This is a genomic window from Eoetvoesiella caeni, from assembly GCF_003315175.1.
Classification (GTDB): domain Bacteria; phylum Pseudomonadota; class Gammaproteobacteria; order Burkholderiales; family Burkholderiaceae_B; genus Eoetvoesia; species Eoetvoesia caeni.
In genome coordinates, this window is record NZ_QNRQ01000007.1 from 1 (window position 1) to 22,946 (window position 22,946).

Genomic DNA, 22,946 nt, shown 5'->3' on the forward strand with positions numbered 1-22,946 from the left:
ATCCCTGAAAAGGATGGCATCAACTCAGTAAATTGCCCAGCGTCAACCGGCCAAGATAATTGACGCGCACCGGCCAAGATAGTTGACGCGCGACATCGATTACGAGAAATCCCAGCGAGACAGCGGTTGCTACGTGATTCATTAGTGCCACCATGGGCGCTATTTGATGCACAGATCTGGCTTGCCTAACGTAGTTCGTGCCGAGGGCCTTATCGATTTCTTCGAAAAATTGCACACATAAGCTTCGCAGGGTGGCATCGTGAGGAACGCGAAGAACAACGAAGACTACTTGGTGGCATACAAGGTTTGAGCCTTGATAACAGGTATGAGCAATAACTTGGGGATAGCGCATTAGAAAAGTCGTTGCAAAGGTCGTTTTGCCCATGCCGCTAATGCCCATGATGAGATGGCCCCTTGCGGATGAAGTCCAGTCTCTAGGAAAAGGCACGCCACTGCCCGTGGCGCCTTGATGGGACGCCATGGCATGGCGCCGTTGTCGATCGATAACAGTAAGCGGATTACGGCCAATATAGCTTTGGCGAATAATAGTGGCCAATGCTAACCCAGCCTTTTGGAACTCAGGGAAGGGATGGACTATGTCGTTCAAAATGGATAGTTCCATGATGCGGCTCACGTCACCGGCTTGCCTGTCTTTTATGGTCGGTCTGGGAGGGTAATGACTTAGCTCTGTTAAGAATTGTTCTTTTCGTTCTTCGAGCACAGGCAGCGCTTCGATGAAAGGATTGCCTTTAAAGGAACGAACGCCTGTCTCTTGGTAATGTGCCGCCATAATGTCGCTCACTGTCTACCCCTATTTTTGCGGATAATTTCCAAGTTTCGCAGCCGCTCTTGTTCTTCGAGCGCTTCCCACGTTGGTTCAAGTGTTGCTGGTACATGATCTCTTGCCGCTGATTTACCGAACAGAGCCTCTTTCATTTTGGTTGTTTCGTGTTGTCTCGCCAGGGAAAGATCAATTTGGCTGAGCTTATCGCGATTTACCGTCGGCATTGCGTTGAGGTTCTTTTTGGGAGCCTTTGCCACGTCGGCGACCTTTTTCCGGATACGCTTTATTTTGCTTTCGTGGTCAGCTCTTGCAAAGGCAAGCGCTGTTTGGTCGGCTAAGGCAGCTTCTTCATCTAGAGTGAGCGACATCAATTCTCCTGCCCCGCCAACGCCAAGAGAGAAATGAGCCCATTCTGGTTTCGATGTTTCGATGAACAGTTCAGAGGGGTCTGTTCGGTCGATTCGCACTTCTACGCGTTTTGGACGAGCGGCTGATCTAAACGCCAGCTCTTGGGCGGGCTCATTAACAGGATAATAGAGCCGACTACAATAGCGAATAACGCCTTTAGCGATGCTCGCATCATCTATTCCGAGCAGTAATCGCCGATAGTCACCCTCTGCTAAAGGCGGAGTGCGTAATCCCGTAATATTTTTGAGTCCCCATAGGTATGCTTCTTTGGGAGTTGGCGGCACGCCTGCCCGGGCTAGAGTGCGCCTTCTGCGTAGAGCCGAATGTGGGCGGTTATTGTGGTCGTCAATAATTTCGATAACAGCTCTATATGCATCAGCAAGGGAGTTGACAGCGGTAGCTTGTGCTTTTTTTGCTTCTCTTTTGGTAGGTGGGTCGAGCGGCCTATCGGCGTATGTGCCTTTTAGCTTCGACATAAACATACGGCGCTTTATTTCCCGAATCGTGCGTTCGACGATCGCTTTCCCATCTGGGCATAGCGGAGGCAGTGGCGTAAGCTCAATCCGTAAATCGTCGGTGACGACTTTTTCCATGGATCGACTCATGAAGTCCGATCCACGATCAGGGCAAAGTGTGGAAGGGAATCGCCCGATGGGCCAGCGCTCGTCGTCGATATCCACTCCCATTGAGGCAAAGCGCTTTGTGCGTGATGTAAACGCGATAAGTAAAGCGTACTGAACTTCGCTCCATGACGGTGGACGCAAGGATAAATACACGGACACAACGAAACGGCTCCAGCGATCAATGATCAGGTAAATAATCGGCTTACCGACAGTGACGGGATTTTCTTCATCGGTTACTAAGAATATCCGCCCGCCCGTTGCATCGATTTCATAAACCTCGCCTGGGCCGGCGGCCCTAACAGAACCTGTTCGTCCGGGATTACGTTCATACTTTCGAAGGTTTCGTGCCAGATCGTCAGTGAGTTGTAGATTTTCATTTACGTAGTATCGAAACTGACGCAGCGTTATGGGTTCCGGGTGCCTGTTATCAATATATTGACTAAAAGTGTCCGGATGCCTACGTCGAAAATAAGTAGAAAGATATTCTTGATGTACCTCCGTGAAAAACGCCGGTCCCTTGCGTAGGCTTCCTTTAAGGCAGGCCAGCATGTCAGATATGTCGTCGTCATCAATGATGAAATTGTTACGTCCTAGTTCTGATGCCAGTGCCGGTTGTCGCCCTCGACGCATACTTGGTTGGGTTGGCGTCGATTCGTTTTTCTCGCCTAGTGAGTATGCGCGTGCTGCAGGCTTAGCCCCAGGTGGCAATGGAATTAACGCAAGTCTTGTTCCGCCGAAATAGTAGTAGCGCAGCACAAGTCGATAAAGGGTTAGGAAATTGACTCCCAACGTTTCGGAGCGATTGCGTATAAGCGAAGTGAAATGAGCCGACGAAAGATTTTCTTCATTTTTAAACGCATAGACCAACGGTTCGATGAGATTCCAGGCCGCTTCGATCGCTTCGGTGTGGTCATTTTTACGAAATTTGCCAATTCCTATGAATTGGTACGGCAGGCGTAGTTTCCCCCATTGGCCACCGTTATTTTCAATAAGATGGGTAACTTCGTTTGAAGAGATTCGTTTTGGCCGACGAGCGCTCCGCGCTTGTTGGGGTGTAGTCACCCATATTCCATATATGCAGCTGGTAAACACATGCGTGACTCTTAAATATTTGGGTTGCTGATTCCCCACGCGCAGTACCAGGCCTTCTGTGGGCGTTATGTTTCCTACCTTTTCGAACTCAATGGGTATTTTGGACATTGCGAAGCACCAATGGCAAATTAAGAGCCAACCCATGGCTTAAGGAAATGGGTATGAGTCCGCTCCATGCACAGAAACGGAAAGTGTCGTGTCCCGAATTAATTGGTAGGTGTAATCGTTGGCATACATCGTGGACGATTTCATCTAGTAGGGTGTTCCGTCGGTAGATATCGAGGAAGCATGCCGCAAACCGTATCGCTTGAGGATAGTCGGGTATATGTCGATGTAGAAACCAGGCCCGCATGAACCTGAGGTTTTTAAGCAATGTATCGTCGAATGCGGATGTGTCTACGAGCGTCCAAGGAATATTGTGTTCGGCACACCAACGATGCTCGACGGCCAAGCGGTTCAGTACAGAAGGATTGGTTGCATCATTTGGGGTTTTGATGCTTGCGGCACGAAAATAAGGTTTTCCGTCTATAAGTTCGGTAACCATGAAATCGATGGTGAACGGCTCGGGATAAAAGCCCTTATGAGGATGGCGGACACCTAATTCTTCACATAACTCGAGCGTGCGCGTTATCTCGAGGATTGGGAATTGCTCGCGACAGTCCTGGGTAGTGCGTCTACGTTCTAGCAGAAAGAAGTAGGTGGTTTCGATCTTTGAAAGTAAATGGACAGATCGGGACGTTCGAATTCCTCTAACTATGCTGGAGGTCCCACGAGAGGGGACATCCCGGACTCTAAGCCATGGCTTGTACGCGGCATGTACTCCCAGCCCTTGACCACGGCGGAGCCTATTCCGAAAGTGCGGCATGTAAAGAGAGACGTCTGTATCCCATTCCATGGCACATAATGGCAAAACTCCATATTAATTGCAATAAATATCCGCAATATTAGGGAGTTAAAGGGAGTTTATGCAGCCAGGAACGAAACATAAACTTCCGGGACGTTAGCGCCGCCTCAATAATTGCTGAGGCGATACGCCATGCACTGCCTTAAAAGAGCGGCTGAAATGAGACAGGTTACGAAAGCCAAAGGCAAAAGCTACATCGGTTACACGCTCGAAACGATGGTGTTCCAGCGCTTGGTGGCTAGCGCGTAGGCGTTCTTGCATCAGCCAGCGCATGGGAGTCGTGCCCTCTTCGGCAAATAGACGAAGCAGCGTCCTGCTTGATAAGTTAACCGCTCTGGCGATCACATCATTGTCCAAATCGGGATCATCCAGGTTTGCACGCAAGAAGCTTTGTGCCTGTTGCAGTTTCTGACGGTATGGCCGGGCCTTCGTACTGTCGCCTGCCAAAGCCAAGTCCAGGATTTCTGCCCACATGTCGAGGGCCATTATCTCCATCCTGGCAGTTGAGATTCTATTTGGGGTCTGTGTGGCGGATACGACGCTATCCACTAACGACACAAAGAGCCGCGACCACGGCATGTCTGCGGGGATAGCCCTGGCTGCGGCCGCCTCGATCCATGGAACCCTACTCGTCAATTGGGGCCGATCCACTATGATTAACGTGGTAGCAGAAATTTCGCCAAAAACCAGCTTGAATGGCTTTGTTTGATCCATCAGCATGATTTGGCCCGGCAAAAGCGTAGCCACCCGGCCGTGCTGCTCAAGCATGGTCTTGCCTTCTCGGCCTACCCACAAAAAGAACTCCTCCCTGCCGTCCTTGCGGATGTGCGCGGGCTCTCGCCAAAGGCCTAGTTCATTCCCGCTACGAATGCGGGAACTGATGTTGCTGAGGATCAGTTTTCCGAAAGATTGGGTCGTGACCGTTGCCGAAAAACATTCGTCGGGAATCGCACGGCATTCGGTATGGGAATAATTGCGACATGTCACCTGATGCCAATGATCAAACCCGTCTTCTGGACCTACGCTAGCAAAGGGAATCATTGAACATCTCCTGGCCGTTAGAGAACAGCAATTGGCGTCGACAGGCAAGCAAGGCTTTGCTGCAGGCTTCACAATAACAAGTGATTACTCTAAAAAGGAGACTAACATGCCCTATCGCTGTGATGTAATTGACCCAAAAACGACCGCTGTCATTGTCGTCGACATGCAAAACGATTTTGTTGCACCTGGCGCCCCACTACTGGCGCAAATGGCGCAAGATCTGGTTCCCCGCCTTGCCAAGACCCTGGACGCATGCCGCGAGCGTGGCATGCGCGTGATTTTTACCGCCCATGCTCATCGTAGCGATGGGTCGGATATGGGGTTGTTCGATGACTTGTATCCTCCCATCGCTGAACGCAGTGCACTGATAGCTGGCACGGAAGGCGCTGAGATTTACCCGCCACTGGCCCCGAAAACAGGTGAGCATGTCATCAAGAAGCCACGTTACAGTGCCTTTTTTGGCACCACGCTGGATATGATGTTGCGGGAATGGGGGATAAAGACCGTTGTCATCTCCGGTACCACCACGGAAAACTGCTGCCATGCCACGGCACGGGACGCCATGTTCAACAACTATCGCGTTGTATTCTTGTCCGATGGCACTGGCACCTTCGATTACCCGGATGTTGGCTTTGGTGCCATGCCCGCCGAGGAAGTTCACCAAGCTACATTGCGTATTCTGGCGTTTTCAACCGCGCACGTGATGAGCTGCGACGAACTCTTGGAACGATCTGCATCAGGCAAATAAACCATAGCAGATGCGTCAAGCAGTGCCAAGAACGTCGGTGGGGAGGATTGGACATAGAGTCTTCTGTCCAGAAGCTCCGGCGGATCTTTTTCGACTCTCGATTCCAAGCCGACGCGCGCATCCGTCAAGTCTTGCCGATCCTGCCCGCGTACAGTACCGTACCTGTGGGCTGACCCGTCGGCGATCCACCGGCGGGTTCCAGGCTCACAGCGAGAGTGACTTCAGGCGCCAAACGGGTCCTATTCAGACTGATCATCGTGCTGGCTTGAGGCTTGAGTAACCCCAGCGACTCAGGCTTTTGGCCCTTCGCAATCAGCCACAACTCCAGGCTATGTCCTGTTTCGGGCGCCTCTAAGTCAAACGGCGTCACAATAAGCTTCTGATTGTTAGAATCAAAGCTTACGACCATTTGCTGGGGTTGGCCGGCTTGGGTGGCAGCCAATACCGCCACAGGAACATACATTGAACCAGTGTTGTCGGGAACGAAAAGGCGGGACGAAACTGTTATCGTTACCAGCGCCACAGCCAAAGCAAAACTGGCAAACTGCCATCGGTACTGAAAGGTGCGGGCTTTCCAGCTCGGCCGCGCGGACATAGTGGACTTCGTAAAAGAGTCGCGACTGGGCGACGGGCTATTCGAATCCCTCGTTGCCTCTTGCCGTTGCGGCAGACGTGACTGGATCGCGCGCCACACTCGAAGCGGAGGCTGGATCGGCGTGTCGGCCGCGTCCAATACGCTCAACGTTTCCTGCCACCGATGGACATGGGAAAGAAGTACGGAGTCCTGTTGCATTAGCGCCTCGAAGCGGCGCCGCGCCGGGCCGCGCAATGTTCCCAGAACATACTCAGCGGCCAGTATGTCATTATGCATATGCTCGCTCATAAGCCCAGGCATCCTTTCAATTGCTTCAAACCACGGCGTATCCAGCTTTTGGTGGTTCCCAGCGGATGCTTAAGTTGTTTCGAAATCTCGTCATGCGACAAGCCGTGGTAGTAGGCCAATACGATACTTTGTCGTTGTTCTGCCGACAGCAGCCCCAGGCAATCGTCCAGACGATGGTTGGAATCGCTCTGTTCCAGTTGTTCCAGTGGATTCGGGTCTGCGCTGGGAAGCTCGTTTAACATGATTTCGTCGAGTTCAACGCAGCGATTGTCCGCGACTCGCAGCCAGTCGATGGCCCTGTTACGTACGATATTGGTCAGCCAGGTCAAGGGCGAACTGCTGATGCCGTCATAACTTTCTGCTTTATTCCAGACCGTGATAAAGGCATCCTGCAATACCTCTTCAGCCCAGCCGGGACGTTTGAGCAAGCGTAGGGCAACCGCGTACAAGCGTGGCGATACGCTCGCATAAAGCGTCTCGAAGGCAGGGCGGTCGCCGCGGGATACCGCGCTTAATAAAGCCCGGTGCTCCTGGTCGGCGAGTTGAACCATGCGTTACGGTACCTTCGAGAGTAAATCGGCCCTGTCGGGTTATCGATTATTTGGGCATCAGCACTTTATCGATTACGTCGATAACGCCATTCTTTTGCATTACGTCGTACGTGCTGATATTGGCGACTGCGCCGGAAGCGTCCTTGATCTGGATGTTTTCCGGACCGTTCATCATGAAAGTGAGCATGCCGCCTGAAGCCGTCTTCAGCATGGCCTTTCCTCCATCTTTCTTAATCAGTTTTTCCAGATCGTGCTTGGTATATTTGCCTGGAACTACATGGTAAGTCAATATTCCCGTCAGTTGGCTTTTATTCTCCGGCTTTAACAAAGTATCGACTGTACCCGCCGGTAATCCGCTAAATGCGGCGTTAGTCGGGGCAAAGACCGTAAAGGGCCCTTTACCCTGCAATGTGTCGACAAGGCCCGCGGCTTTTACCGCCGCGACCAGCGTGGTATGGTCCTTGGAATTCATCGCGTTTTCGATAATGTCCTTTTGCGCAAGCATGGGCGAGCCGCCCACGTTGATACCGGCCGCTCCGGCAGTGCCCGTCGCAAGTATTGAAGTCAAAACGATCGAACGAATTGCTGTTTTCATGATTATTCCTTCCGTATGTGTAGGTGAAATTGCCTCACATAGACATATACGGACGAAACAGGGATATGGATGCACTCAATTGCAAATAAGCTCATAAGTGTCCTGAATCACCTCGCCTTGGTAGGAGTGCTTGGAACCCGACACGGCATCCTGCCAGCCTGGTAATTGGGGACGACGGAAGATACGCCGCTAGCCGAATCCGAAGCGCGTTACTATGTAACTTCAGCTAAACAGCCTCAGCGATTCCGTGTGATCCAGAACGGCAGTTGCTGAGCCTACGCAAAAGAGCTTGAAGGAGATTGCAATGAGTCTGAATAGGATGTTGGCCAGTCTGAGGCCTGCTATTTGGCTTGCTACGCTAAGCCTTTTAAGCGGATGCGCACCGATGATGACGGGAACGATGGCGGAAGGCGGCTTGAACGCGGCCAAATCAGCCTTTGGCGCTTTGAGCCCGACTGCTGCCGGTACCGACGAAAGACAAAAGCGTATTCAGGCAGCGCTTAACGAGGTAAACGTTGGCGGTGAGATCCAGCCGGTACTCGACAAAATAGCTGAGCCTCCGCGGGAAAAGTCGGGAAATGCACAGGGCTATACCTGCTATGAGTTTCCTAGCGTCTACTCCGCTACCGCGGCGGCTGTTCTGGTTGCACTTGACGGCAAAATCGTTTTCTACGGTAATTCCCGGTGTGCTGACGAGATGAATAAAATCAACGTTAAAGGCGGCGCCACAAACCCCAAGCCCGGCGAAATTAGCGGTAAATAGGGGGCCCCGCACGCTGCCCAAAAGGCCGAATGCCACTCGGCCCTTTTTGCGCCTACGACCGGTCAGGAAAGGAAGTCTTCTATGGCTGTGGCCAGAGCTTGGGGCTGATCAAGGTGGATCATATGGCCAGCTTGATTGATAACCCGGCGTTCGACAGACTGCACTTTGCTTAGTCGGTCTTCGAATTCGGAACGAGGATATTTGTCCCCGCTCCAGCGGTCATGGCCGGTGTTTTCCCCTTCAACCCAAAGTACACGTGCCTGAATGTTTGCCCACGTGGAAATGGCTTCATCACTGCGGTAGAGGATGGGATTTACGCGCTTGTGGGCGGCATCGGCCATTATGTGCCAACGCCCGTCCGGCTGAAGTTGCGCCCATTGGCGTGCGAGCCAGGCTCCATATTCTTTGTCGAGCTGCGGGCTTCTGATTCGCAAGTGCTCAACGATATCTTGTTCATTTGCGAAAGTTCGCAAGGATACTGGCGATTTTAGTTCTGAAAGCCATTGGGCAAGTCTGGCTGGGGCCTCGGATGGAGCGGTCTTGGCCAGCCCGAAACCCTCAACGTTGATCAAGCGGCGTATTCGTGCGGGGCAGGTGCCCGCGTACGTCATGACAATATTGCCGCCCATGCTATGGCCAAGCAAATCGATCGGAGAATTCGGCGATATATAGTCGACTATGGCGTCCAGGTCACCGTAGTAGTCATAGAAGCAGTAGCTGTCGACCGGCTGACCGCTTCTGCTTCCTCCGAATCCACGCCAGTCCAAGGCAATGACATCCCGGCCAGCGGAAAGATAATCGACACAGCGTTGAAAAGACGCGCCGACGTCCATCCAGCCATGAGCCAGGAGCAGCGGGGGCGCGTTCAGTGAAGAACCTTTTTCAGCAGCCCATCGGTGAACACGATAGGGCACAGCGCCTCGGATTGTGAGTTGTTCGACAGTGCTGGCTCTGCGAGGCAAATAAGGAGACGTTTGGATGCTCATAAGCCGATTATAAGCTCCATAGCTTCGGCTTTAGAGTGCCTGCGGCACCTGCTGGCAACCGCGTCAAACGTTGCGGCCGCTGGACGGCATGCGACTGTGCGTAAGCCACGGCACCAGCCTTCGGATCGGTGTTGTTTCACGCTTTAGCCCTGGGCAAATCCGCCTAATGTCTTTTCAGAGCAGTTTGTTTTAGATTGCTTGATTGAAAGATTCTGGGGGCAGCGGGCATGGATAACCATTGCACTGAGTGGTATAATTTTTCGCATAAGAGGATATATAAGACTCGGAGCTTTGCTCGGTGGGCGCGGAAGGTGGGCGTGTCAAATGATGCTTTATGCAAAGCTGTTTCCGAGATGAGTCAAGGCCTTATCGACGCTGATTTGGGTGGCTACGTTGTGAAGAAGCGGGTCACTTTGCCTGGTCAGGGCAAGCGCGGTGGGGGGCGAACCATCGTCGCTACAAAATTGTCAGACCGTTGGTTTTTTCTATACGGATTCAGCAAGAGTGAACGGAACAATATCGACAAGGACGAGTTGAAGATGCTCCAGGAAATAGCGCGGGAGCTTTTGAGCTTTGATGGCCGTCAGTTGGCGATTGCCTTGGCTGCCGGTGAGATCCAGGAGGTGGGCTATGACCATGACTAAGTATAAAAGCCGGATTCGGGATGAAATGCACGAGACGGCGCAAGGACTGCACAGTGCTGGCCTTATCAGTAAACGCCGCATGCTCGAGTTCGATGTATTGCGTAATCTTGACATGCATGAAATGCAGCCGCAGCAGATCAAGTCGCTGCGTGAGCAGGCTAATTTCAGTCAGGCGGTGTTTGCAGCCGTACTCAATATCAGCTTGTCCACAGTACAAAAATGGGAAGTAGGCGACAAGAAGCCAAATGGCTCCTCGCTAAAGTTGCTCAATCTGATCGAGCGTAAGGGAATAGAAGCGGTTTTATAAATAAAAGCCTGAGGCAGCGTGATCTGCGGGCATACCGTGAATCAGCGTTCAGGCAGCGGAGCTGATGTGCGAACCGAGCCGGCTTCATTTATCCCTTTCACGTGTATGAAGCTTAACGTGAAGCAGACGAATTTGCGGTGCCAGTTCCTCGTCTGGGCCGTCGACTACCGTATCCGTAATGACTTCGCCGATAGACAAAGGACGGACGCGCGATGGACGAGCGCCCAGTTCTGAAAGCCAGGCGCTTAGCTGTTTAGAAGAACTGGCATAAACAATCCTGCCAAGCCCGGCCCAACCATGGGCTGCCGCACACATTGGGCAATGTTCACCCGATGTATAGACCGTCGCTACAGATCGTTCTTCGGGGCTCATGTTTTGCGCGGCCCATCTTGCGATAGCGAACTCCGGATGCTGGGTGTGATCGCCGCCAGCAACGTGGTTGTGGTCTTCAAACAAAACCTTGCCGTTGGATGACACAAGCACCGATCCAAAAGGTTCATCGCCGGCGGCAAGGGCCGACTCCGCCAACTCCACGCATCGACGCAGGTATATACGATCTTGTTCGTTGATCATAAAGCCATCTCCTGTTTAGTGTGTTTTTCGACCTTGCGCAAGCTAGTAGATCCGCCACGAGAAAAGCTTTGCTGCCAATACGGCTCACACAATAGTAGCGTTGTTGAGCGCCTATATGCCTAACTGTTGCAAACTACTAGCTATGCTGCAAGATAAAAGTTGCATATACAATGGTTGTAGGTACAATGTATGGCATGAAGAACTCAATCAAGCCGCAAGGTTGCACCAACCTGAAGCTTCGCCAGCTTACGCGCATGGTGACGCGTCATTACGACGGCTATATCGCCCAGACGGGGCTCAAGAACACACAATACGCATTGCTGTCTTACGTAGTCCGGCTGGGCCCCATTCAACCGGTCGATTTGGCCAGGCTCATGCGGATGGATGCGTCGACCTTGACGCGCAACCTGCAGCCGCTGGCTGCGCATGGATGGTTGGAGATCGGCGCTGGCAAGGATGCACGCAGCCGCCTGGTCGAGGCAACCGAGGCAGGGCGTGTGAAACAAGCCGAAGGCCAGCGCGCATGGAAAAGGGCACAAACAGCCCTCAACGAGCAGTTGGGCGCGGAGCGGGTGGCCGCGCTGCATGATTTGCTTGATACCTGTATTGCATTCCTTGATGGCCATCCCGAAGGGCAATTGGGTGAATGATCGCCATCTATCTATGCAGCTTATTACGGATTACTGAATGACGCAGAAACTGTTTGTTCCTTTACGCCTCGGCTCCCTGGGTTTGAAGCATCGTGTGGTCATGGCTCCGTTGACCCGCATGCGGGCGACACAGCCGGGGAATGTCCCCCAGGCGTTGAACGTGGAATATTACCGTCAGCGCGCCTCACAGGGCGGGCTGATCATTACAGAGGGCTCGCAGATCTCGCTCACCGGCCAGGGGATGCCGGCGACGCCCGGCATCCACAGCCAGGCGCAGATCGATGGTTGGAAGTCGGTCACGGAAGCGGTCCACTCGCAAGGCGGCTTGATCTTTCTGCAACTCTGGCATGTCGGCCGCATCTCCCATTCGTCGCTCCTGGGTGATCAATTGCCGGTGGCTCCGTCCGCTATTGCCGCGCCCGGCAATGCATACACAGCGTCCTTTGAACGAGCCCCTTTCGAGACGCCGCGGGCATTGGAAACGGCGGAGATTGCCTCGGTAGTCGAGGACTATGCTCAGGCGGCACGTTATGCGCAGCAAGCCGGTTTCGATGGCGTGGAGATCCATGCGGCCAACGGCTACCTGCTGGAGCAGTTTCTGCAAAGCCGCAGCAACCAGCGAACCGACGCCTATGGCGGGTCGATTGAAAATCGCTGCCGCCTTGTGCTGGAGATTGCCGCTGCGGTCTCAACCGTTTTCGGTGCCGACCGTGTCGGCATCCGGCTGTCGCCGTTCGGCGTCGCTAACGGGAGTGGTGAGGACGACCCATTGCCTTTGTATTCCTACCTCATCAAGCAACTGGCGGCGCTTGATCTGGCGTATCTGCATCTGATCGAGCCCCGCGCTAGCGGGGCGGGCCAGGCCGACGTCGATCATCAGAATGTGCCCTTCGCATCGGAGCTGTTCCGCCCGCTTTGGCCGAACGTCCTGATCGCGGCCGGGAACTACAGGCCCGACACGGCGGCCGCAGCAATCGAAGCGGGCCGGGCGGACGCCATTGCATTCGGGCGGCTGTTCATCGCCAATCCGGATCTACCCGAGCGCGCGCGCCAGGGCGCCGACCTTAACGACTACACCCGAGCCACCTTCTATGGCGGCGGAGCCGAAGGCTATGTGGACTATCCAGCGCTTGAGGCGTCATGCCGATGAGCAAACTCACCACAACACCTGCATCGTCGCAAGCACACAGCACGCCTGCCGAGCAAGGGCTCACAGCAGGCGTGCTGTTCTTGCTGGCCGCGCTGGCAGCCCTGGGGGCATTGGCCACCAACATCATCCTTCCCGCGTTTCCCGCCATGGGCGAGGATCTTGGCGTCTCGGTCCGCGAGCTTAGCGCAACGTTGACCAGTTTCTTCCTGGCCTTCGCGCTGGGCCAGCTGTTCGTCGGCCCGCTGTCGGATCGCTTCGGGCGCCAGCGTCTGGTGCTTGCCGGACTGGCCATCTTCGTCGTCGGTAGCCTGGTCTGCGCGGTGGCCAGCACACTGCCGCAACTGATCGGCGGCCGGGTCATCCAGGCGCTGGGTGTTTGCGCTACGTCGGTTCTGTCCCGGGCCATCGCCCGCGACTTGTTCGACGGCCATGAGCTTGCGCGTGCGCTGTCGCTGACCATGATAGCCATGGCTGCGGCACCGGGCTTTTCACCGCTCTTGGGTGGCGCGTTCAATAGTTGGCTGGGCTGGAGAGCAACGTTCGTATTTGTGGGTGTGCTGGCAGTCTTGCTAGCTATTTACTACATTGCCAGGCTGGGAGAAACACATAGGGCTGACAAGCGTTCGGCCCTCTCTGTCCGGGCAACGCTGAAGATCTACCGACAACTTCTGATCGACCGGCGATTTATCGCTCCGACTCTTTCAGTGAGTCTTGTCATCGGTGCACTGTACGCATTCTTTGCTATGGCGCCGGCAATATTGATGACCGGGTTCCATTTCTCGCCGTTCGAGTTAGGACTGTTCTTTGCATCAACCGTTTTTGTCGTGTTTGGCGCCGGCTTCTTGGCACCCCGGTTCGCCCGAAGATGGGGGCAAGTGCAAGTGGCGCGCGCCGGAATCATTATTGCGCTGGCGGCCAGTGTTGCATTGCTGACCGCCAAAGAAGATGTTTTCTTCTTTTCTGCATCCCTGACTGTATTTCTGCTGGGAATGGGCCTTGTCAACCCACTCGGAACTGCCATTGCATTGCAGCCCTTCGGACGGCATGCGGGGGCCGCTTCCGCGCTGCTTGGCTTTTTCCAGATGGGTTTTTCGGCCGTTGCCATAAGCATTGCCGCAGCCCTTCCTGTTCCTGTTTATACATCGCTTGGCATTATCCTGACATTCAACCTTGCGCTGTCCTTTCTCATTTTTCTTGCCATACGCTGATGCCGGTATCCGCCTGCCGCTAGCTCGTTGCAGCCGGTGGACTCAGTGATGCAAGAATTTCAGCGCGGCAAACCTTCAGGATTTCACTTGCCAAAGGGGCGATTGATTTTCCAACAACTTGAGTATCAAACCATGACCAACAGCCATCTCACCGCACGGACTCGCTTCATCGAAGTCGATGGCGACCGATTCGCCTATCGCCGCTGGGGTAACCCCCAGTCCACTCAGCCTGCCCTGTTTTTCGTGCCGCACTTTCGCGCCGGACTGGATCACTGGGATCCGCTGCTGACCGATGGCCTGGCCCAAGGGCGCGAGGTCATTCTGTTCAATGGCCGCGGCATTGCCTCGTCCACCGGCACGCCCCGCAATCGGATGGAGGACATGGCCGATGACATCGCGCTGGTAATCCGGGCACTGGGACTATCGAAGGTTGACCTGCTCGGGTTCTCGATTGGCGGCATGGAGGTTCAGGATGTCGCGCTGCGACACCCTGAACTGGTTCGCAAGCTGCTGTTGCTCGGCACCGGCCCACGGGGCGGCGAGATGATGCGCGACTCCAAAGTAGTTCAAGTCGCGGTGAGTCCAGTACCTGTTGCGGACGATTTCCTTTTTCTTTTTTTCGGGCGTTCGGAGGCTGCGAAGAAAGCAGGGCTGGCATTCTGGGAGCGTCGCCACCAGCGTGTGGAACTCGATCCGCCCAGCTCGCCCGAGGTTGCCAAGGCACAAGGCGAGGCATTGGCGGCTTTCGCTAGGCCGTTGCCGGGCGGCAACCCTTTTGCACACTTGAATGCGATCCAACAGCCGACGTTGGTACTCAATGGGGTCAACGACATCATGGTTCCCTCGATCAACTCCTGGCATCTGGCGCAGAACATTCCGAACGCCCAGTTACTGATCTACCCCGATGCCGGTCACGGCGCGCAGTTCCAGTACCCCGAGCGCTTTCTCAAGCATGCCATCCAGTTCCTGGAGGAGTAGCGCCTGGCGCGCATCACTCGACCCGACCATCCCTTAGCCTGATCATTCCTCAACCCGGAAGATAAAGACATGACTGACAAGACCCTGTTCGAGCCTTACACCCTGGGCTCGTTGACTCTCTCCAATCGCATCATCATGGCCCCGCTGACGCGCAACCGCGCTGGCGCCGGCCTGGTTCCCAGCGAGTTTGCGGCCACCTACTACAGCCAGCGTGCGTCGGCTGGCCTGATCATCGCCGAAGCCACCCAGATCTCGCCACAGGCCCAGGGCTATCAGGACACCCCCGGCATTTACACCCAGGCGCAGATCGACGGCTGGCGCAAGGTCACCGACGCTGTCCACGCCAGAGGCGGCAAGATCTTCCTGCAGATGTGGCACGTAGGGCGCGTCGCCAACGTGGCTGTGCAGCCAGGCGGTGCCATGCCGGTGGCGCCCTCGGCGATTCGCGCCGCGACCAAGACCTTTGTGAACAATGGCTTTGCGGATGTCTCCGAACCGCGCGCCCTGGAACTCGACGAACTGCCGGGCATCGTCAACGATTTCCGGCAGGCTGCGGCCAATGCCATCGCCGCCGGCTTCGACGGTGTCGAGATCCATGGCGCCAACGGCTATCTGCTGGACCAGTTCCTCAAGGATGGTGCCAACATACGCACCGACGCCTACGGCGGCTCGGTCCAGAACCGTGCTCGGCTGACGCTGGAGGTGACGCAGGCCATCATCGAAGAAATCGGCGCCGAGCGCACCGGCATCCGCATCTCGCCGGTGTCGCCGGCCAACGGCGTCTCCAGTAGCGATCCGCAGTCGCAGTTCAACTACCTAGTCGAAAAGCTCGATGCCTTGGGCATCGTTTACCTGCATGTCGTCGAAGGCGCGACCGGCGGCCCGCGTGATGTGGCTCCGTTCGATTTCGACGCGCTGCGCCAACGCTTCAAGAACACCTACATCGCCAATAACGGCTACAACCTGGACCTGGCCACTTCGCGGTTGAACGAGGGCAAGGCCGATCTGTTCGCCTTCGGGCACATGTTCATCGCCAACCCCGACCTGGTGGAGCGACTGAAGAGCGGCGCGCCGTTGGCGACGCTCGACAAGGCTACGCTCTACGGCGGCGGGACGGCCGGGTACATCGACTATCCCGCCCTTGTGGAGCTCAACGCTGATTAAGGTCTTTCGGACTGGCGCGAGCTGCGGTGCGGATCTTCCGGCGTCAGTGCTGCCTTTCAGACTGGATTCGAGCCGTTCGCGGCTACTAAGCCGCAGTCGAGCGCTGGCTGCCAAATATTGGCGACTTATGGGTTATGTATAATTTCGCCCTGCAGCACCTGCAATGGATGCTGCGTCGCTGCGACAGCGGCTTACGTGGACCCGGCAGCGCCGGGTGGCTCGGCCGGGCGCCTATCCCCCGGAAAACTCCAAGCGGATAATGGCTCGCGCCGAGACCAACTTCCAATCAGACCCCTCGGTACGATGGCCACGCTTGCCAGCTTCAGGTCAGTCAAAATCAATGTCTTTTCTTTCCACATTTCGCCGCGCATGGTTGGCCAATCCTCGCGCTGATATTCTCGCGGGCATTCTCGTCGCCCTCGCCCTTATTCCGGAAGCCATCGGCTTCTCTATCATTGCCGGCGTCGATCCCCGCGTGGGCCTTTATGCCTCCTTTTCGATTGCGGTAATTATCTCGTTCGTCGGGGGCCGTCCCGGCATGATTTCCGCGGCAACCGCCGCCGTGGCGGTCATTGTCGTGCCTTTGGTCAAACAGCATGGGGTGGACTACCTCTTTGCGGCGACAATCCTGATGGGCGTTTTTCAGGTGTTGGCAGGCTTGCTGCGGCTGGATCTGCTTATGCAGTATGTCTCGCGGTCGGTGGTCACGGGATTCGTCAATGCGCTGGCGATTCTGATATTCATTGCCCAGCTGCCGCAGCTCATTAACGTCACATGGGTAACATACGCCATGGTCGCGGCGGGCCTGGCAATCATTTATCTCGTTCCCCGCCTGACAAAGGCCGTGCCGTCCGCGCTGATTGCGATCATCGCGCTGACCATGGTCTCGATCTACGGCGGCTTGCACGTCAACACAGTGGGAGACATGGGGCAGTTGCCCTCGTCATTGCCGCAATTCCTGATTCCCAATGTGCCCTTCAGCCTGGAGACGTTACGCATCATCTTGCCCTATTCGCTGACAATGGCCGCCGTGGGCCTGCTGGAATCGATGATGACGGCACAAATTGTCGACGACCTGACCGACACGCCAAGCGATAAGCGCCGTGAATGCAAGGGTCAGGGGATTGCCAACTTTGTAACGGGATTTTTTGGCGGAATGGGCGGTTGCGCCATGATCGGCCAATCGGTCATCAACGTGAAATCAGGCGGTTCCACGCGCTTGTCGACCTTCGTCGCCGGAGCCTTCCTGCTGTTCTTGATCGTGGTGCTGGGCCCGCTGGTGGCAAGGATTCCGATGCCCGCGCTGGTCGCCGTCATGATCATGGTGTCCATCGGCACGTTCAGTTGGGGCTCAATACGGAATCTGCGCTCTCATCCATGGCAATCTTCCGTCGTAATGGTCACGACGGTTGTCGTTGTAGTCTGGACGCACGACCTGGCCCAAGGCGTATTGGCCGGTGTCATCCTCAGCGGCTTGTTCTTTGCCGGCAAAGTAAGGCGACTGCTGACGGTTGAATCGGAACTTTCCGCCGACGCAAGCATACGCACGTACGTCTACTCGGGCCAGGTGTTTTTTGCTTCGTCAGAGCGCTTTGCCGAAACGGTTGACTTCAAGGAGAGGGTGGAGAAGGTAGTGCTGGATGTTTCGGCAGCGCATTTTTGGGACATTTCCGCCGTCGGCGCCCTGGATAAAGTGATAAGCAAGCTTAGGCGCGAAGGCACGGCAGTCGAAGTCGCCGGGCTGAACGAGGCCAGCGCGACGATGATCGGGCAATTTGCCACACATGACAAGCCCGATGCACCGCTTAAGCCCGCCAGCCATTAGGGAAGAGATGCGTGAGCGATCCCCAAGCTAGAACTTGCATTGAGCGCCATAATGGTCTTTGTAATCTTTCGCGACGGTTTCACGCGTGACGAATCCTAGCTTGCCACGTTTTGTTCCTTCAAATATCGGCCCAGCGCTTCGCTGGCTCCGTCGTTCTGTTGACCGACGCTGAAAAAGTTGGGGTTGCATTGTTCTCCGGCCTGCGGGCGAAGATTCTTTTGTCATGGGTCATCCGTACACTTAAGTCATCATCTTAGTGTAACGATAAGTAGTTCAGCAAGTTCTTACCATTCCGCAGCACTATGAACCGCCCCGGGTTTTGTAGAGGCTCCAGTCTCCGAGAATGGAGCTATGAATAAGCAGAACAGATTTACCGCTGAAGTTCGAGGGCGGCCGTGTGCATGGTGCGGGAACACCGTGGCGAGTATTCGTCGTTGTAGGCGCCCCCATTGAGACGATTGGTCCGAAGTTAGGCCGTGTACCGCAGACTTTGAGCGAGTGGGTGCAAGGCAATACCTTGTAGCATTTAGTAGGCTTATTGGATTTGATCGATGCTAAGGTGGTTACATCCAATGCATTGACGGCCCATCAGTTGCCGATAACTTTGGATTTCATCCTTTCTTGAGTAAGAGGGCCATTTTTTAAAGTCCTTTTCTAATAAATGGGGGAAATATTTATGAAAAAATCCGTGATTTTGTCCAGTATTCTAATGACAACTGCATTGAGCTTTGGCTTGCAGGCGAATGTCATGGCAAAAGACAATGGCACAAATGTGGATCATTCTGCCACGGCGGGCGAGGCAGTTAGTGATGCTTGGATCACCACTAAAATTAAGGCGGATCTCGCAAGCACTAAGGATTTGAAAAGTACAGACATTTCAGTCGAGACCAATAACGGCGTCGCGACGTTGACCGGAACGGTACCCAGTGACATTGAACGGAAAAAGGCCATTGCAGCCGCCGAAAGTGTCAAAGGCGTTAACAAGGTCGACTCTGCTGGACTGAAAGTCAAAGCAAATAAGTAATTTCCAGATTCGAAATCAGTCGAATTTTTCAGGCTAAGGAGGTTTGGTATGAACGAAGATATGATCAAAGGGAAATGGAAACAAATGACTGGAAAAATCCAGGCAAAATGGGGAAAGTTGACTAATGACGATCTCGATGTCGCCGAGGGTAATACAGAATATTTGATCGGTAAGGTTCAAGAGCGTTACGGCATCGCGCGTGATGAGGCCGAAAAGCAAGTGCGGGATTTCAGTGATGGCACTGGATACTAATATTTGACCAAAGCTTGTGATTGCCAGGGCGTTCGGTGATGACCGGACGCCTTTTTTTGGTGCGCCCAGCATGGGACCATTCCAGTGTTTCTCGGCCGCGGCTGCATTGGCCGCTCAGACGGACTGGCTATCGGTCCAAAAGGGGGCGCTAGATCTTCACGGTCTCGTAAGTGGCGGGATGAAAAATTTCGTCCATATCCATTAGCCGGGACGACAGGCCCTGTCCGTGATGATGGCGCACGAAAGCTTCGAGCGTGTTGCGGTTTGCCGCCACACCGTATGACCAGTAGTCCTCGCCCATCAAGGCTTTTGCAGCCTTGAGCTGCTCTTCAACAAAGGGTAGGGTGACTTTTGTCGCGGACGTGTCGGCCAGGCTGCTCCGTCGAGCAATGCACGCGTACGGTCGTAGTCTCCCATTGCGACGGACAATTGTAGTTTTGGCATTGTTGTTCCTGTTATACGTTCTGGGCTTGCGGCGTATGCGCCGGTTCGGGCTGGCTTTCGCCAACGGGACTGACTTTGAACGATTTCCAGTCGCTGCCCTTGGGGATCATGCTTTGAAAGGCGCAGACCTCGGCTGGAATGGCATCGGCTCCTGTGCCAATGGCGGCACCGGTTTCCTGGAATGCGCGGACAGCCTTCAGCATCTGCTTGCGGAACTCGGCAACGGCAAGGTCGCTTGCTCCCAAATGGTCGGCTGACCGGTCTGCAATGGCGCCCATAGTGGTCCACATGGCGATGTCCTGGTTGGGAAAGCCAGTAATGCCGGTGAAGTTGCCAGCTTGCATTGCTTCGCGATCCTGCCAGAAATGATTGTCGCGATTGCGCAAGGGCCGGTAATGCTTGTCAAGGTCTTCGCCCAGGGTTTGGCCCAGGAACTTGCGCCATGCGGCCGTGTCCGGTGTTTGCGATGGGTGGCCCCAGGCAATGAAGTAGAACACTGTGTTCGTATCGTCGGCGGGAACATTGATATTGGCCACGTTGTACAGGTTATTGGGCGGTATCAAAGCGGTAGCCGGCGCAACAAACACTGTAGAGCGGACATAATCATTGACGTCCGCGTTGTGTATAGGCTTGCGGATGGCAGCGTAGCGAAAGCCGTAAGCGGTACGCTCCAGCTGCAGACGGGGTGCCTTGTCGTTTGAAGGCCGGAGCCAGACGCTTCCGGTAGCTTGTGCGCCGTTTACTTCTGCGGGAACCATGTCGGAAGAATGCAGGCTGGAACTGTGCGCTGAATCGATCGCGCCTTCTATCACTTGAGCCCAGTTGCAGGGCAACACGGCTTTGGCGATAGTGACTTTCACGTCCGGCGATGGAGCCCAGGCCGGCGGCTGGAATTCAGGCATGGTTTCGGGGGGACCCATGTAGGCCCAGACCATGCCGCCCCATTCTTTGGTGGGGTAGGCGGGGTGCTTGATGCCAGCGGCCATCCGGTTGCCCGCCGGTTCTGACACCATTTCAAGAATATTTCCGCGGACGTCGAACTTCCAGCCATGGTAAAGGCAGCGCAAGCCGCCTTCTTCGTTGCGTCCGAGCACAAGCGAGGCTCCGCGATGCGGGCAGTGTTCTCCGATGACTCCAACCTGGCCGGCCGTGTCGCGAAACACGACCAGTTCCTCTCCGAAGACCTGTGCCCGAACTGGCGGGCCATCGGGATCTTGCACTTCCTCTATAAGGCAGACGGGTGTCCAGTGTCGCCGCATAAGCTGACCCATGGGCGCATCGCCCATTACGCGGCATAGAAGGTCGTTCTCTTCAGAGGTCATTTCTGTCTCCTTGCCAAGGCCAATGCCCGCCGCTCGGTAACCGAGCTTAGCGGCACAATGGCGCCGACTTTGAATTCAACGCGGCGGCGCTGCTGATGGACAGCGCATCGTCGCTAACGTAAAAACAGTTAGAGATCTAACTGTCATTGATGTAATATTATTAGAGATCTAAGTTTAATGCAATATCTTTGCGGGAGTGGCCCGATGGAAAAAGCAATCGGTTTGGGTGTGGTGGGGCTGGGGCGAGCGTTTACGCTGATGCTGCCGACTTTTTTGCAGGACGAAAGAGTGCGGCTGGTTGCGGCAGCGGATCCACGGTCGAACGCCCGGGAAATGTTCAGCCGCGATTTCAACGCCCCGGCGTACGAAGCACTGGAAGATTTATGCGGCAATCCTGATGTCGAAGCTGTTTATATCGCGTCGCCCCATCAGTTTCATGCCGAACATGTGCGTGTGGTTGCCGCAGCCGGCAAGGCAATGCTTATAGAAAAGCCGTTGGCAATTTCCTTGGCGGACTGCACTCGTATCGTGGAGCTTGCCGCTCAGACAAAGGTTCCCGTCATAGTGGGGCACTCACACAGTTTTGATGGGCCGGTGCTGCATGCCGCGGCCATGCTGAATTCCGGGATCTTTGGCGCCGTGCGCATGCTCAACGCGCTTAACTACACAGACTTCTTGTACAGGCCTCGGCGGCCTGAAGAGCTTGATACCCGCCAAGGGGGCGGAGTGGTGTTCAGTCAGGCTGCGCACCAGATCGATATCGTACGCTTGCTGCTGGGAGGGCTTATCGACAAAGTGCGTGCCTGCACCGGAAGCTGGGACAGTAGCCGCCCTACCGAAGGAGCGTACATGGCACTGCTGACGACACATGACGGAGCCTTCGCCTCGGCGACCTATAGCGGCTATGCGCACTTCGATAGCGATGAGCTGATGGGCGACGTAAGCGAAATGGGTTATCGAAAGGACAGCACTGCATATGGCGCGGCGCGGTCAAGAATTCTGCACATGGACGCGGCTCGCGAAGCGCAGTTGAAAATAGCAGGCAACTATGGCGGCAAAGATTATCGCTTCAAGGCTTCGCCCGCCACGCCGTATCACCAGCATTTTGGACCGGTCATCATTTCTGCGGAGCGTGCCGACATCAAGCTGACGCCTGAAGGCCTTGTGATATACAGTGATGCCGAGCGCAAATTCGTGTCCACCCCCAAGCGTCCCGTTCCCCGGGCGGAAGTCGTCGACGAGCTTTGGGACGCGGTTCGCCTTGGCCTTGATCCGCTGCACTGCGCCCGATGGGCGCGAGCGACCACCGAAGTGTGTATTGCAATACTAGAATCGGCACAAACGGGCAAGGATGTCGCGCTACAGTTCCAGGTAGCTCCATCCCGCCCTGTGCCAAACCCCGACGAGCGTGAACTGCGTGACGAATATGACCATTAAAAATAATACCGTGCCCAATAAAGAAGACTGGCGTAACTCCATCCCCGAAGACAGATTGGCCCACCTTATAAAGGATGCACGGCGCGCGATGGAACGTTCGCTGCAAATACGCCTGATCGACCACTCTGTGGCATTTGGCCATTGGTCGTTTCTGCGAATTCTATGGGAGCACGACGGGCTGACCCAGCGCGAACTCAGCGAGCTGGCGGGCATGTCGGCACCTACGACATTCGCTGCCATCAACGCGATGGAATCGCTTGGATATGTGCGTCGCAGTCAAAAAGAAGGGAACAAGAAGAACGTTTATATCCACCTGAGCGAGTCGGGCAAAGCGTTGCGCGAGCACTTGTTGCCTTTGGCCGAAGAGGTCAACGCGGTTGCAATCAGCGGGCTGGACCGGGAAGAAGTCAGAATCGCCCGCAAAGTGCTGACCACGATAATAGAGAACTTGTCGGTCGATGAAAAAGACCTGCACGAATCAAGCAACCGCCGAGTTCCCTCCACAAGAGCGCTGGGGCGATTGCTTCAGCCTGGCCGATAAAGGAGCGGCTTCTTCGATGCTGAGGAGAAGAAGGCTTTCACGAGCTGAC

Annotated in this window: 24 protein-coding genes, 1 pseudogene and 1 other annotated feature; of the genes and pseudogenes, 14 read left to right on the forward strand and 11 right to left on the reverse strand. The window is 55.1% G+C overall.

Going from position 1 to position 22,946, the window contains the following annotated elements:
• Window positions 1-19: 19 nt before the first annotated feature.
• The 4 genes from DFR37_RS13290 to DFR37_RS13305 form a co-directional block, all read right to left on the reverse strand.
• Complete coding sequence (locus DFR37_RS13290) at window positions 20-802, reverse strand: ATP-binding protein (protein WP_242341856.1); 783 nt, start codon at window positions 800-802, stop codon at window positions 20-22.
• A complete protein-coding gene (locus DFR37_RS13295) occupies window positions 799-3,015 on the reverse strand; it encodes a DDE-type integrase/transposase/recombinase (protein WP_170139915.1) in 2,217 nt (738 codons plus the stop codon). Before DFR37_RS13295 ends, DFR37_RS13290 begins: the two co-directional genes overlap by 4 nt.
• Window positions 2,996-3,802: a TnsA endonuclease N-terminal domain-containing protein gene (locus DFR37_RS23560; protein WP_073101673.1), complete on the reverse strand. Its 807-nt coding sequence runs from the start codon at window positions 3,800-3,802 to the stop codon at window positions 2,996-2,998. Before DFR37_RS23560 ends, DFR37_RS13295 begins: the two co-directional genes overlap by 20 nt.
• 105 nt (window positions 3,803-3,907) lie before the next feature.
• Complete coding sequence (locus DFR37_RS13305) at window positions 3,908-4,852, reverse strand: helix-turn-helix domain-containing protein (RefSeq protein WP_113933814.1); 945 nt, start codon at window positions 4,850-4,852, stop codon at window positions 3,908-3,910.
• Window positions 4,853-4,958: 106 nt separating this feature from the next.
• On the opposite strand from DFR37_RS13305, the gene DFR37_RS13310 reads away from it, so the two are divergent.
• Complete coding sequence (locus DFR37_RS13310) at window positions 4,959-5,600, forward strand: cysteine hydrolase family protein (RefSeq protein WP_113933815.1); 642 nt, start codon at window positions 4,959-4,961, stop codon at window positions 5,598-5,600.
• Between the two features lie 124 nt (window positions 5,601-5,724).
• On the opposite strand, the gene DFR37_RS13315 is transcribed toward DFR37_RS13310, so the two are convergent.
• From DFR37_RS13315 to DFR37_RS13325, 3 genes are read right to left on the reverse strand one after another with little or no spacing between them, the layout of a single operon-like run.
• Entirely contained in the window at window positions 5,725-6,483 is a 759-nt protein-coding gene (locus tag DFR37_RS13315; protein WP_170139916.1) for an anti-sigma factor, read from the reverse strand.
• Window positions 6,480-7,034, reverse strand: coding sequence for a sigma-70 family RNA polymerase sigma factor (locus DFR37_RS13320; protein ID WP_113933817.1), 555 nt, complete (start codon window positions 7,032-7,034; stop codon window positions 6,480-6,482). Before DFR37_RS13320 ends, DFR37_RS13315 begins: the two co-directional genes overlap by 4 nt.
• A gap of 46 nt (window positions 7,035-7,080) precedes the next feature.
• Window positions 7,081-7,629 (reverse strand): fasciclin domain-containing protein, encoded by a 549-nt coding sequence (locus DFR37_RS13325; RefSeq protein ID WP_113933818.1) that lies wholly within the window; start codon window positions 7,627-7,629, stop codon window positions 7,081-7,083.
• 304 nt (window positions 7,630-7,933) lie between these two features.
• On the opposite strand from DFR37_RS13325, the gene DFR37_RS13330 reads away from it, so the two are divergent.
• A complete protein-coding gene (locus tag DFR37_RS13330; RefSeq protein ID WP_113933819.1) occupies window positions 7,934-8,392 on the forward strand; it encodes a hypothetical protein in 459 nt (152 codons plus the stop codon).
• A 62-nt stretch (window positions 8,393-8,454) separates the two neighbouring features.
• Here DFR37_RS13330 and DFR37_RS13335 read toward each other — a convergent pair whose 3' ends face one another.
• Window positions 8,455-9,306 carry an alpha/beta fold hydrolase gene (locus DFR37_RS13335; RefSeq protein WP_346724945.1) on the reverse strand — a complete coding sequence of 284 codons (852 nt, stop codon included), beginning with the start codon at window positions 9,304-9,306 and terminating at the stop codon, window positions 8,455-8,457.
• Window positions 9,307-9,695: 389 nt separating this feature from the next.
• Here DFR37_RS13335 and DFR37_RS13340 point away from each other — a divergent pair, with 389 nt between their 5' ends.
• Together DFR37_RS13340 and DFR37_RS13345 are read left to right on the forward strand one after the other, a co-directional pair.
• Window positions 9,696-10,022 (forward strand): type II toxin-antitoxin system RelE/ParE family toxin, encoded by a 327-nt coding sequence (locus DFR37_RS13340; RefSeq protein WP_242341855.1) that lies wholly within the window; start codon window positions 9,696-9,698, stop codon window positions 10,020-10,022.
• Entirely contained in the window at window positions 10,009-10,329 is a 321-nt protein-coding gene (locus DFR37_RS13345) for a helix-turn-helix domain-containing protein (RefSeq protein ID WP_113933822.1), read from the forward strand. Before DFR37_RS13340 ends, DFR37_RS13345 begins: the two co-directional genes overlap by 14 nt.
• An 84-nt stretch (window positions 10,330-10,413) precedes the next feature.
• Here the strand turns inward: DFR37_RS13345 and DFR37_RS13350 are convergent, their stop codons facing one another.
• Entirely contained in the window at window positions 10,414-10,902 is a 489-nt protein-coding gene (locus DFR37_RS13350; RefSeq protein ID WP_113933823.1) for a nucleoside deaminase, read from the reverse strand.
• A gap of 194 nt (window positions 10,903-11,096) precedes the next feature.
• Here DFR37_RS13350 and DFR37_RS13355 point away from each other — a divergent pair, with 194 nt between their 5' ends.
• From DFR37_RS13355 to DFR37_RS13390, 8 genes are all read left to right on the forward strand, one after another.
• Complete coding sequence (locus tag DFR37_RS13355; RefSeq protein WP_113934007.1) at window positions 11,097-11,552, forward strand: MarR family winged helix-turn-helix transcriptional regulator; 456 nt, start codon at window positions 11,097-11,099, stop codon at window positions 11,550-11,552.
• Window positions 11,553-11,589: 37 nt separating this feature from the next.
• Window positions 11,590-12,702 (forward strand): alkene reductase, encoded by a 1,113-nt coding sequence (locus DFR37_RS13360; RefSeq protein ID WP_113933824.1) that lies wholly within the window; start codon window positions 11,590-11,592, stop codon window positions 12,700-12,702.
• Window positions 12,699-13,910: a multidrug effflux MFS transporter gene (locus DFR37_RS13365; protein WP_113934008.1), complete on the forward strand. Its 1,212-nt coding sequence runs from the start codon at window positions 12,699-12,701 to the stop codon at window positions 13,908-13,910. The genes DFR37_RS13360 and DFR37_RS13365 overlap by 4 nt, the downstream gene beginning before the upstream one ends.
• A gap of 132 nt (window positions 13,911-14,042) precedes the next feature.
• Window positions 14,043-14,888 carry an alpha/beta fold hydrolase gene (locus DFR37_RS13370; RefSeq protein WP_113934009.1) on the forward strand — a complete coding sequence of 282 codons (846 nt, stop codon included), beginning with the start codon at window positions 14,043-14,045 and terminating at the stop codon, window positions 14,886-14,888.
• A gap of 69 nt (window positions 14,889-14,957) precedes the next feature.
• Window positions 14,958-16,052, forward strand: a complete 1,095-nt coding sequence (locus tag DFR37_RS13375) for an alkene reductase (RefSeq protein WP_113933825.1) — start codon at window positions 14,958-14,960, stop codon at window positions 16,050-16,052.
• A 194-nt stretch (window positions 16,053-16,246) separates the two neighbouring features.
• Window positions 16,247-16,300: a sequence feature (sul1 is cis-regulatory element that is thought to sense ions involved in sulfur or methionine metabolism; They are found in Alphaproteobacteria), on the forward strand.
• Between the two features lie 92 nt (window positions 16,301-16,392).
• A complete protein-coding gene (locus DFR37_RS13380; RefSeq protein WP_113933826.1) occupies window positions 16,393-17,877 on the forward strand; it encodes a SulP family inorganic anion transporter in 1,485 nt (494 codons plus the stop codon).
• 676 nt (window positions 17,878-18,553) lie between these two features.
• Window positions 18,554-18,901, forward strand: a complete 348-nt coding sequence (locus DFR37_RS13385; protein ID WP_113934010.1) for a BON domain-containing protein — start codon at window positions 18,554-18,556, stop codon at window positions 18,899-18,901.
• A gap of 48 nt (window positions 18,902-18,949) precedes the next feature.
• Window positions 18,950-19,153: a CsbD family protein gene (locus DFR37_RS13390; protein ID WP_113933827.1), complete on the forward strand. Its 204-nt coding sequence runs from the start codon at window positions 18,950-18,952 to the stop codon at window positions 19,151-19,153.
• Window positions 19,154-19,301: 148 nt separating this feature from the next.
• Here the strand turns inward: DFR37_RS13390 and DFR37_RS13395 are convergent.
• Window positions 19,302-19,526: pseudogene (locus DFR37_RS13395) on the reverse strand (ABC transporter substrate-binding protein); the annotation flags it as partial.
• A gap of 82 nt (window positions 19,527-19,608) precedes the next feature.
• Entirely contained in the window at window positions 19,609-20,919 is a 1,311-nt protein-coding gene (locus tag DFR37_RS13400) for a Rieske 2Fe-2S domain-containing protein (RefSeq protein WP_113933828.1), read from the reverse strand.
• Window positions 20,920-21,123: 204 nt separating this feature from the next.
• On the opposite strand from DFR37_RS13400, the gene DFR37_RS13405 reads away from it, so the two are divergent.
• Together DFR37_RS13405 and DFR37_RS13410 are read left to right on the forward strand one after the other, a co-directional pair.
• Entirely contained in the window at window positions 21,124-22,356 is a 1,233-nt protein-coding gene (locus DFR37_RS13405; protein WP_113933829.1) for a Gfo/Idh/MocA family protein, read from the forward strand.
• Complete coding sequence (locus DFR37_RS13410) at window positions 22,346-22,897, forward strand: MarR family winged helix-turn-helix transcriptional regulator (protein WP_242341854.1); 552 nt, start codon at window positions 22,346-22,348, stop codon at window positions 22,895-22,897. Before DFR37_RS13405 ends, DFR37_RS13410 begins: the two co-directional genes overlap by 11 nt.
• Window positions 22,898-22,946 lie beyond the last annotated feature (49 nt).

Bases quoted from the DNA above. Each gene is read 5' to 3' on its own strand.
- DFR37_RS13405 (WP_113933829.1), top strand. From the start codon at position 21,124: ATGGAAAAAGCAATCGGTTTGGGTGTGGTGGGGCTGGGGCGAGCGTTT.
- DFR37_RS13315 (WP_170139916.1), bottom strand. From the start codon at position 6,483: ATGAGCGAGCATATGCATAATGACATACTGGCCGCTGAGTATGTTCTG.
- DFR37_RS13370 (WP_113934009.1), top strand. From the start codon at position 14,043: ATGACCAACAGCCATCTCACCGCACGGACTCGCTTCATCGAAGTCGAT.
- DFR37_RS13325 (WP_113933818.1), bottom strand. From the start codon at position 7,629: ATGAAAACAGCAATTCGTTCGATCGTTTTGACTTCAATACTTGCGACG.
- DFR37_RS13400 (WP_113933828.1), bottom strand. From the start codon at position 20,919: ATGACCTCTGAAGAGAACGACCTTCTATGCCGCGTAATGGGCGATGCG.
- DFR37_RS13360 (WP_113933824.1), top strand. From the start codon at position 11,590: ATGACGCAGAAACTGTTTGTTCCTTTACGCCTCGGCTCCCTGGGTTTG.
- DFR37_RS13380 (WP_113933826.1), top strand. From the start codon at position 16,393: ATGTCTTTTCTTTCCACATTTCGCCGCGCATGGTTGGCCAATCCTCGC.
- DFR37_RS13350 (WP_113933823.1), bottom strand. From the start codon at position 10,902: ATGATCAACGAACAAGATCGTATATACCTGCGTCGATGCGTGGAGTTG.
- DFR37_RS23560 (WP_073101673.1), bottom strand. From the start codon at position 3,802: ATGGAATGGGATACAGACGTCTCTCTTTACATGCCGCACTTTCGGAAT.
- DFR37_RS13390 (WP_113933827.1), top strand. From the start codon at position 18,950: ATGAACGAAGATATGATCAAAGGGAAATGGAAACAAATGACTGGAAAA.
- DFR37_RS13355 (WP_113934007.1), top strand. From the start codon at position 11,097: ATGAAGAACTCAATCAAGCCGCAAGGTTGCACCAACCTGAAGCTTCGC.
- DFR37_RS13375 (WP_113933825.1), top strand. From the start codon at position 14,958: ATGACTGACAAGACCCTGTTCGAGCCTTACACCCTGGGCTCGTTGACT.
- DFR37_RS13410 (WP_242341854.1), top strand. From the start codon at position 22,346: ATGACCATTAAAAATAATACCGTGCCCAATAAAGAAGACTGGCGTAAC.
- DFR37_RS13320 (WP_113933817.1), bottom strand. From the start codon at position 7,034: ATGGTTCAACTCGCCGACCAGGAGCACCGGGCTTTATTAAGCGCGGTA.
- DFR37_RS13295 (WP_170139915.1), bottom strand. From the start codon at position 3,015: ATGTCCAAAATACCCATTGAGTTCGAAAAGGTAGGAAACATAACGCCC.
- DFR37_RS13330 (WP_113933819.1), top strand. From the start codon at position 7,934: ATGAGTCTGAATAGGATGTTGGCCAGTCTGAGGCCTGCTATTTGGCTT.
- DFR37_RS13305 (WP_113933814.1), bottom strand. From the start codon at position 4,852: ATGATTCCCTTTGCTAGCGTAGGTCCAGAAGACGGGTTTGATCATTGG.
- DFR37_RS13385 (WP_113934010.1), top strand. From the start codon at position 18,554: ATGAAAAAATCCGTGATTTTGTCCAGTATTCTAATGACAACTGCATTG.
- DFR37_RS13365 (WP_113934008.1), top strand. From the start codon at position 12,699: ATGAGCAAACTCACCACAACACCTGCATCGTCGCAAGCACACAGCACG.
- DFR37_RS13345 (WP_113933822.1), top strand. From the start codon at position 10,009: ATGACCATGACTAAGTATAAAAGCCGGATTCGGGATGAAATGCACGAG.
- DFR37_RS13310 (WP_113933815.1), top strand. From the start codon at position 4,959: ATGCCCTATCGCTGTGATGTAATTGACCCAAAAACGACCGCTGTCATT.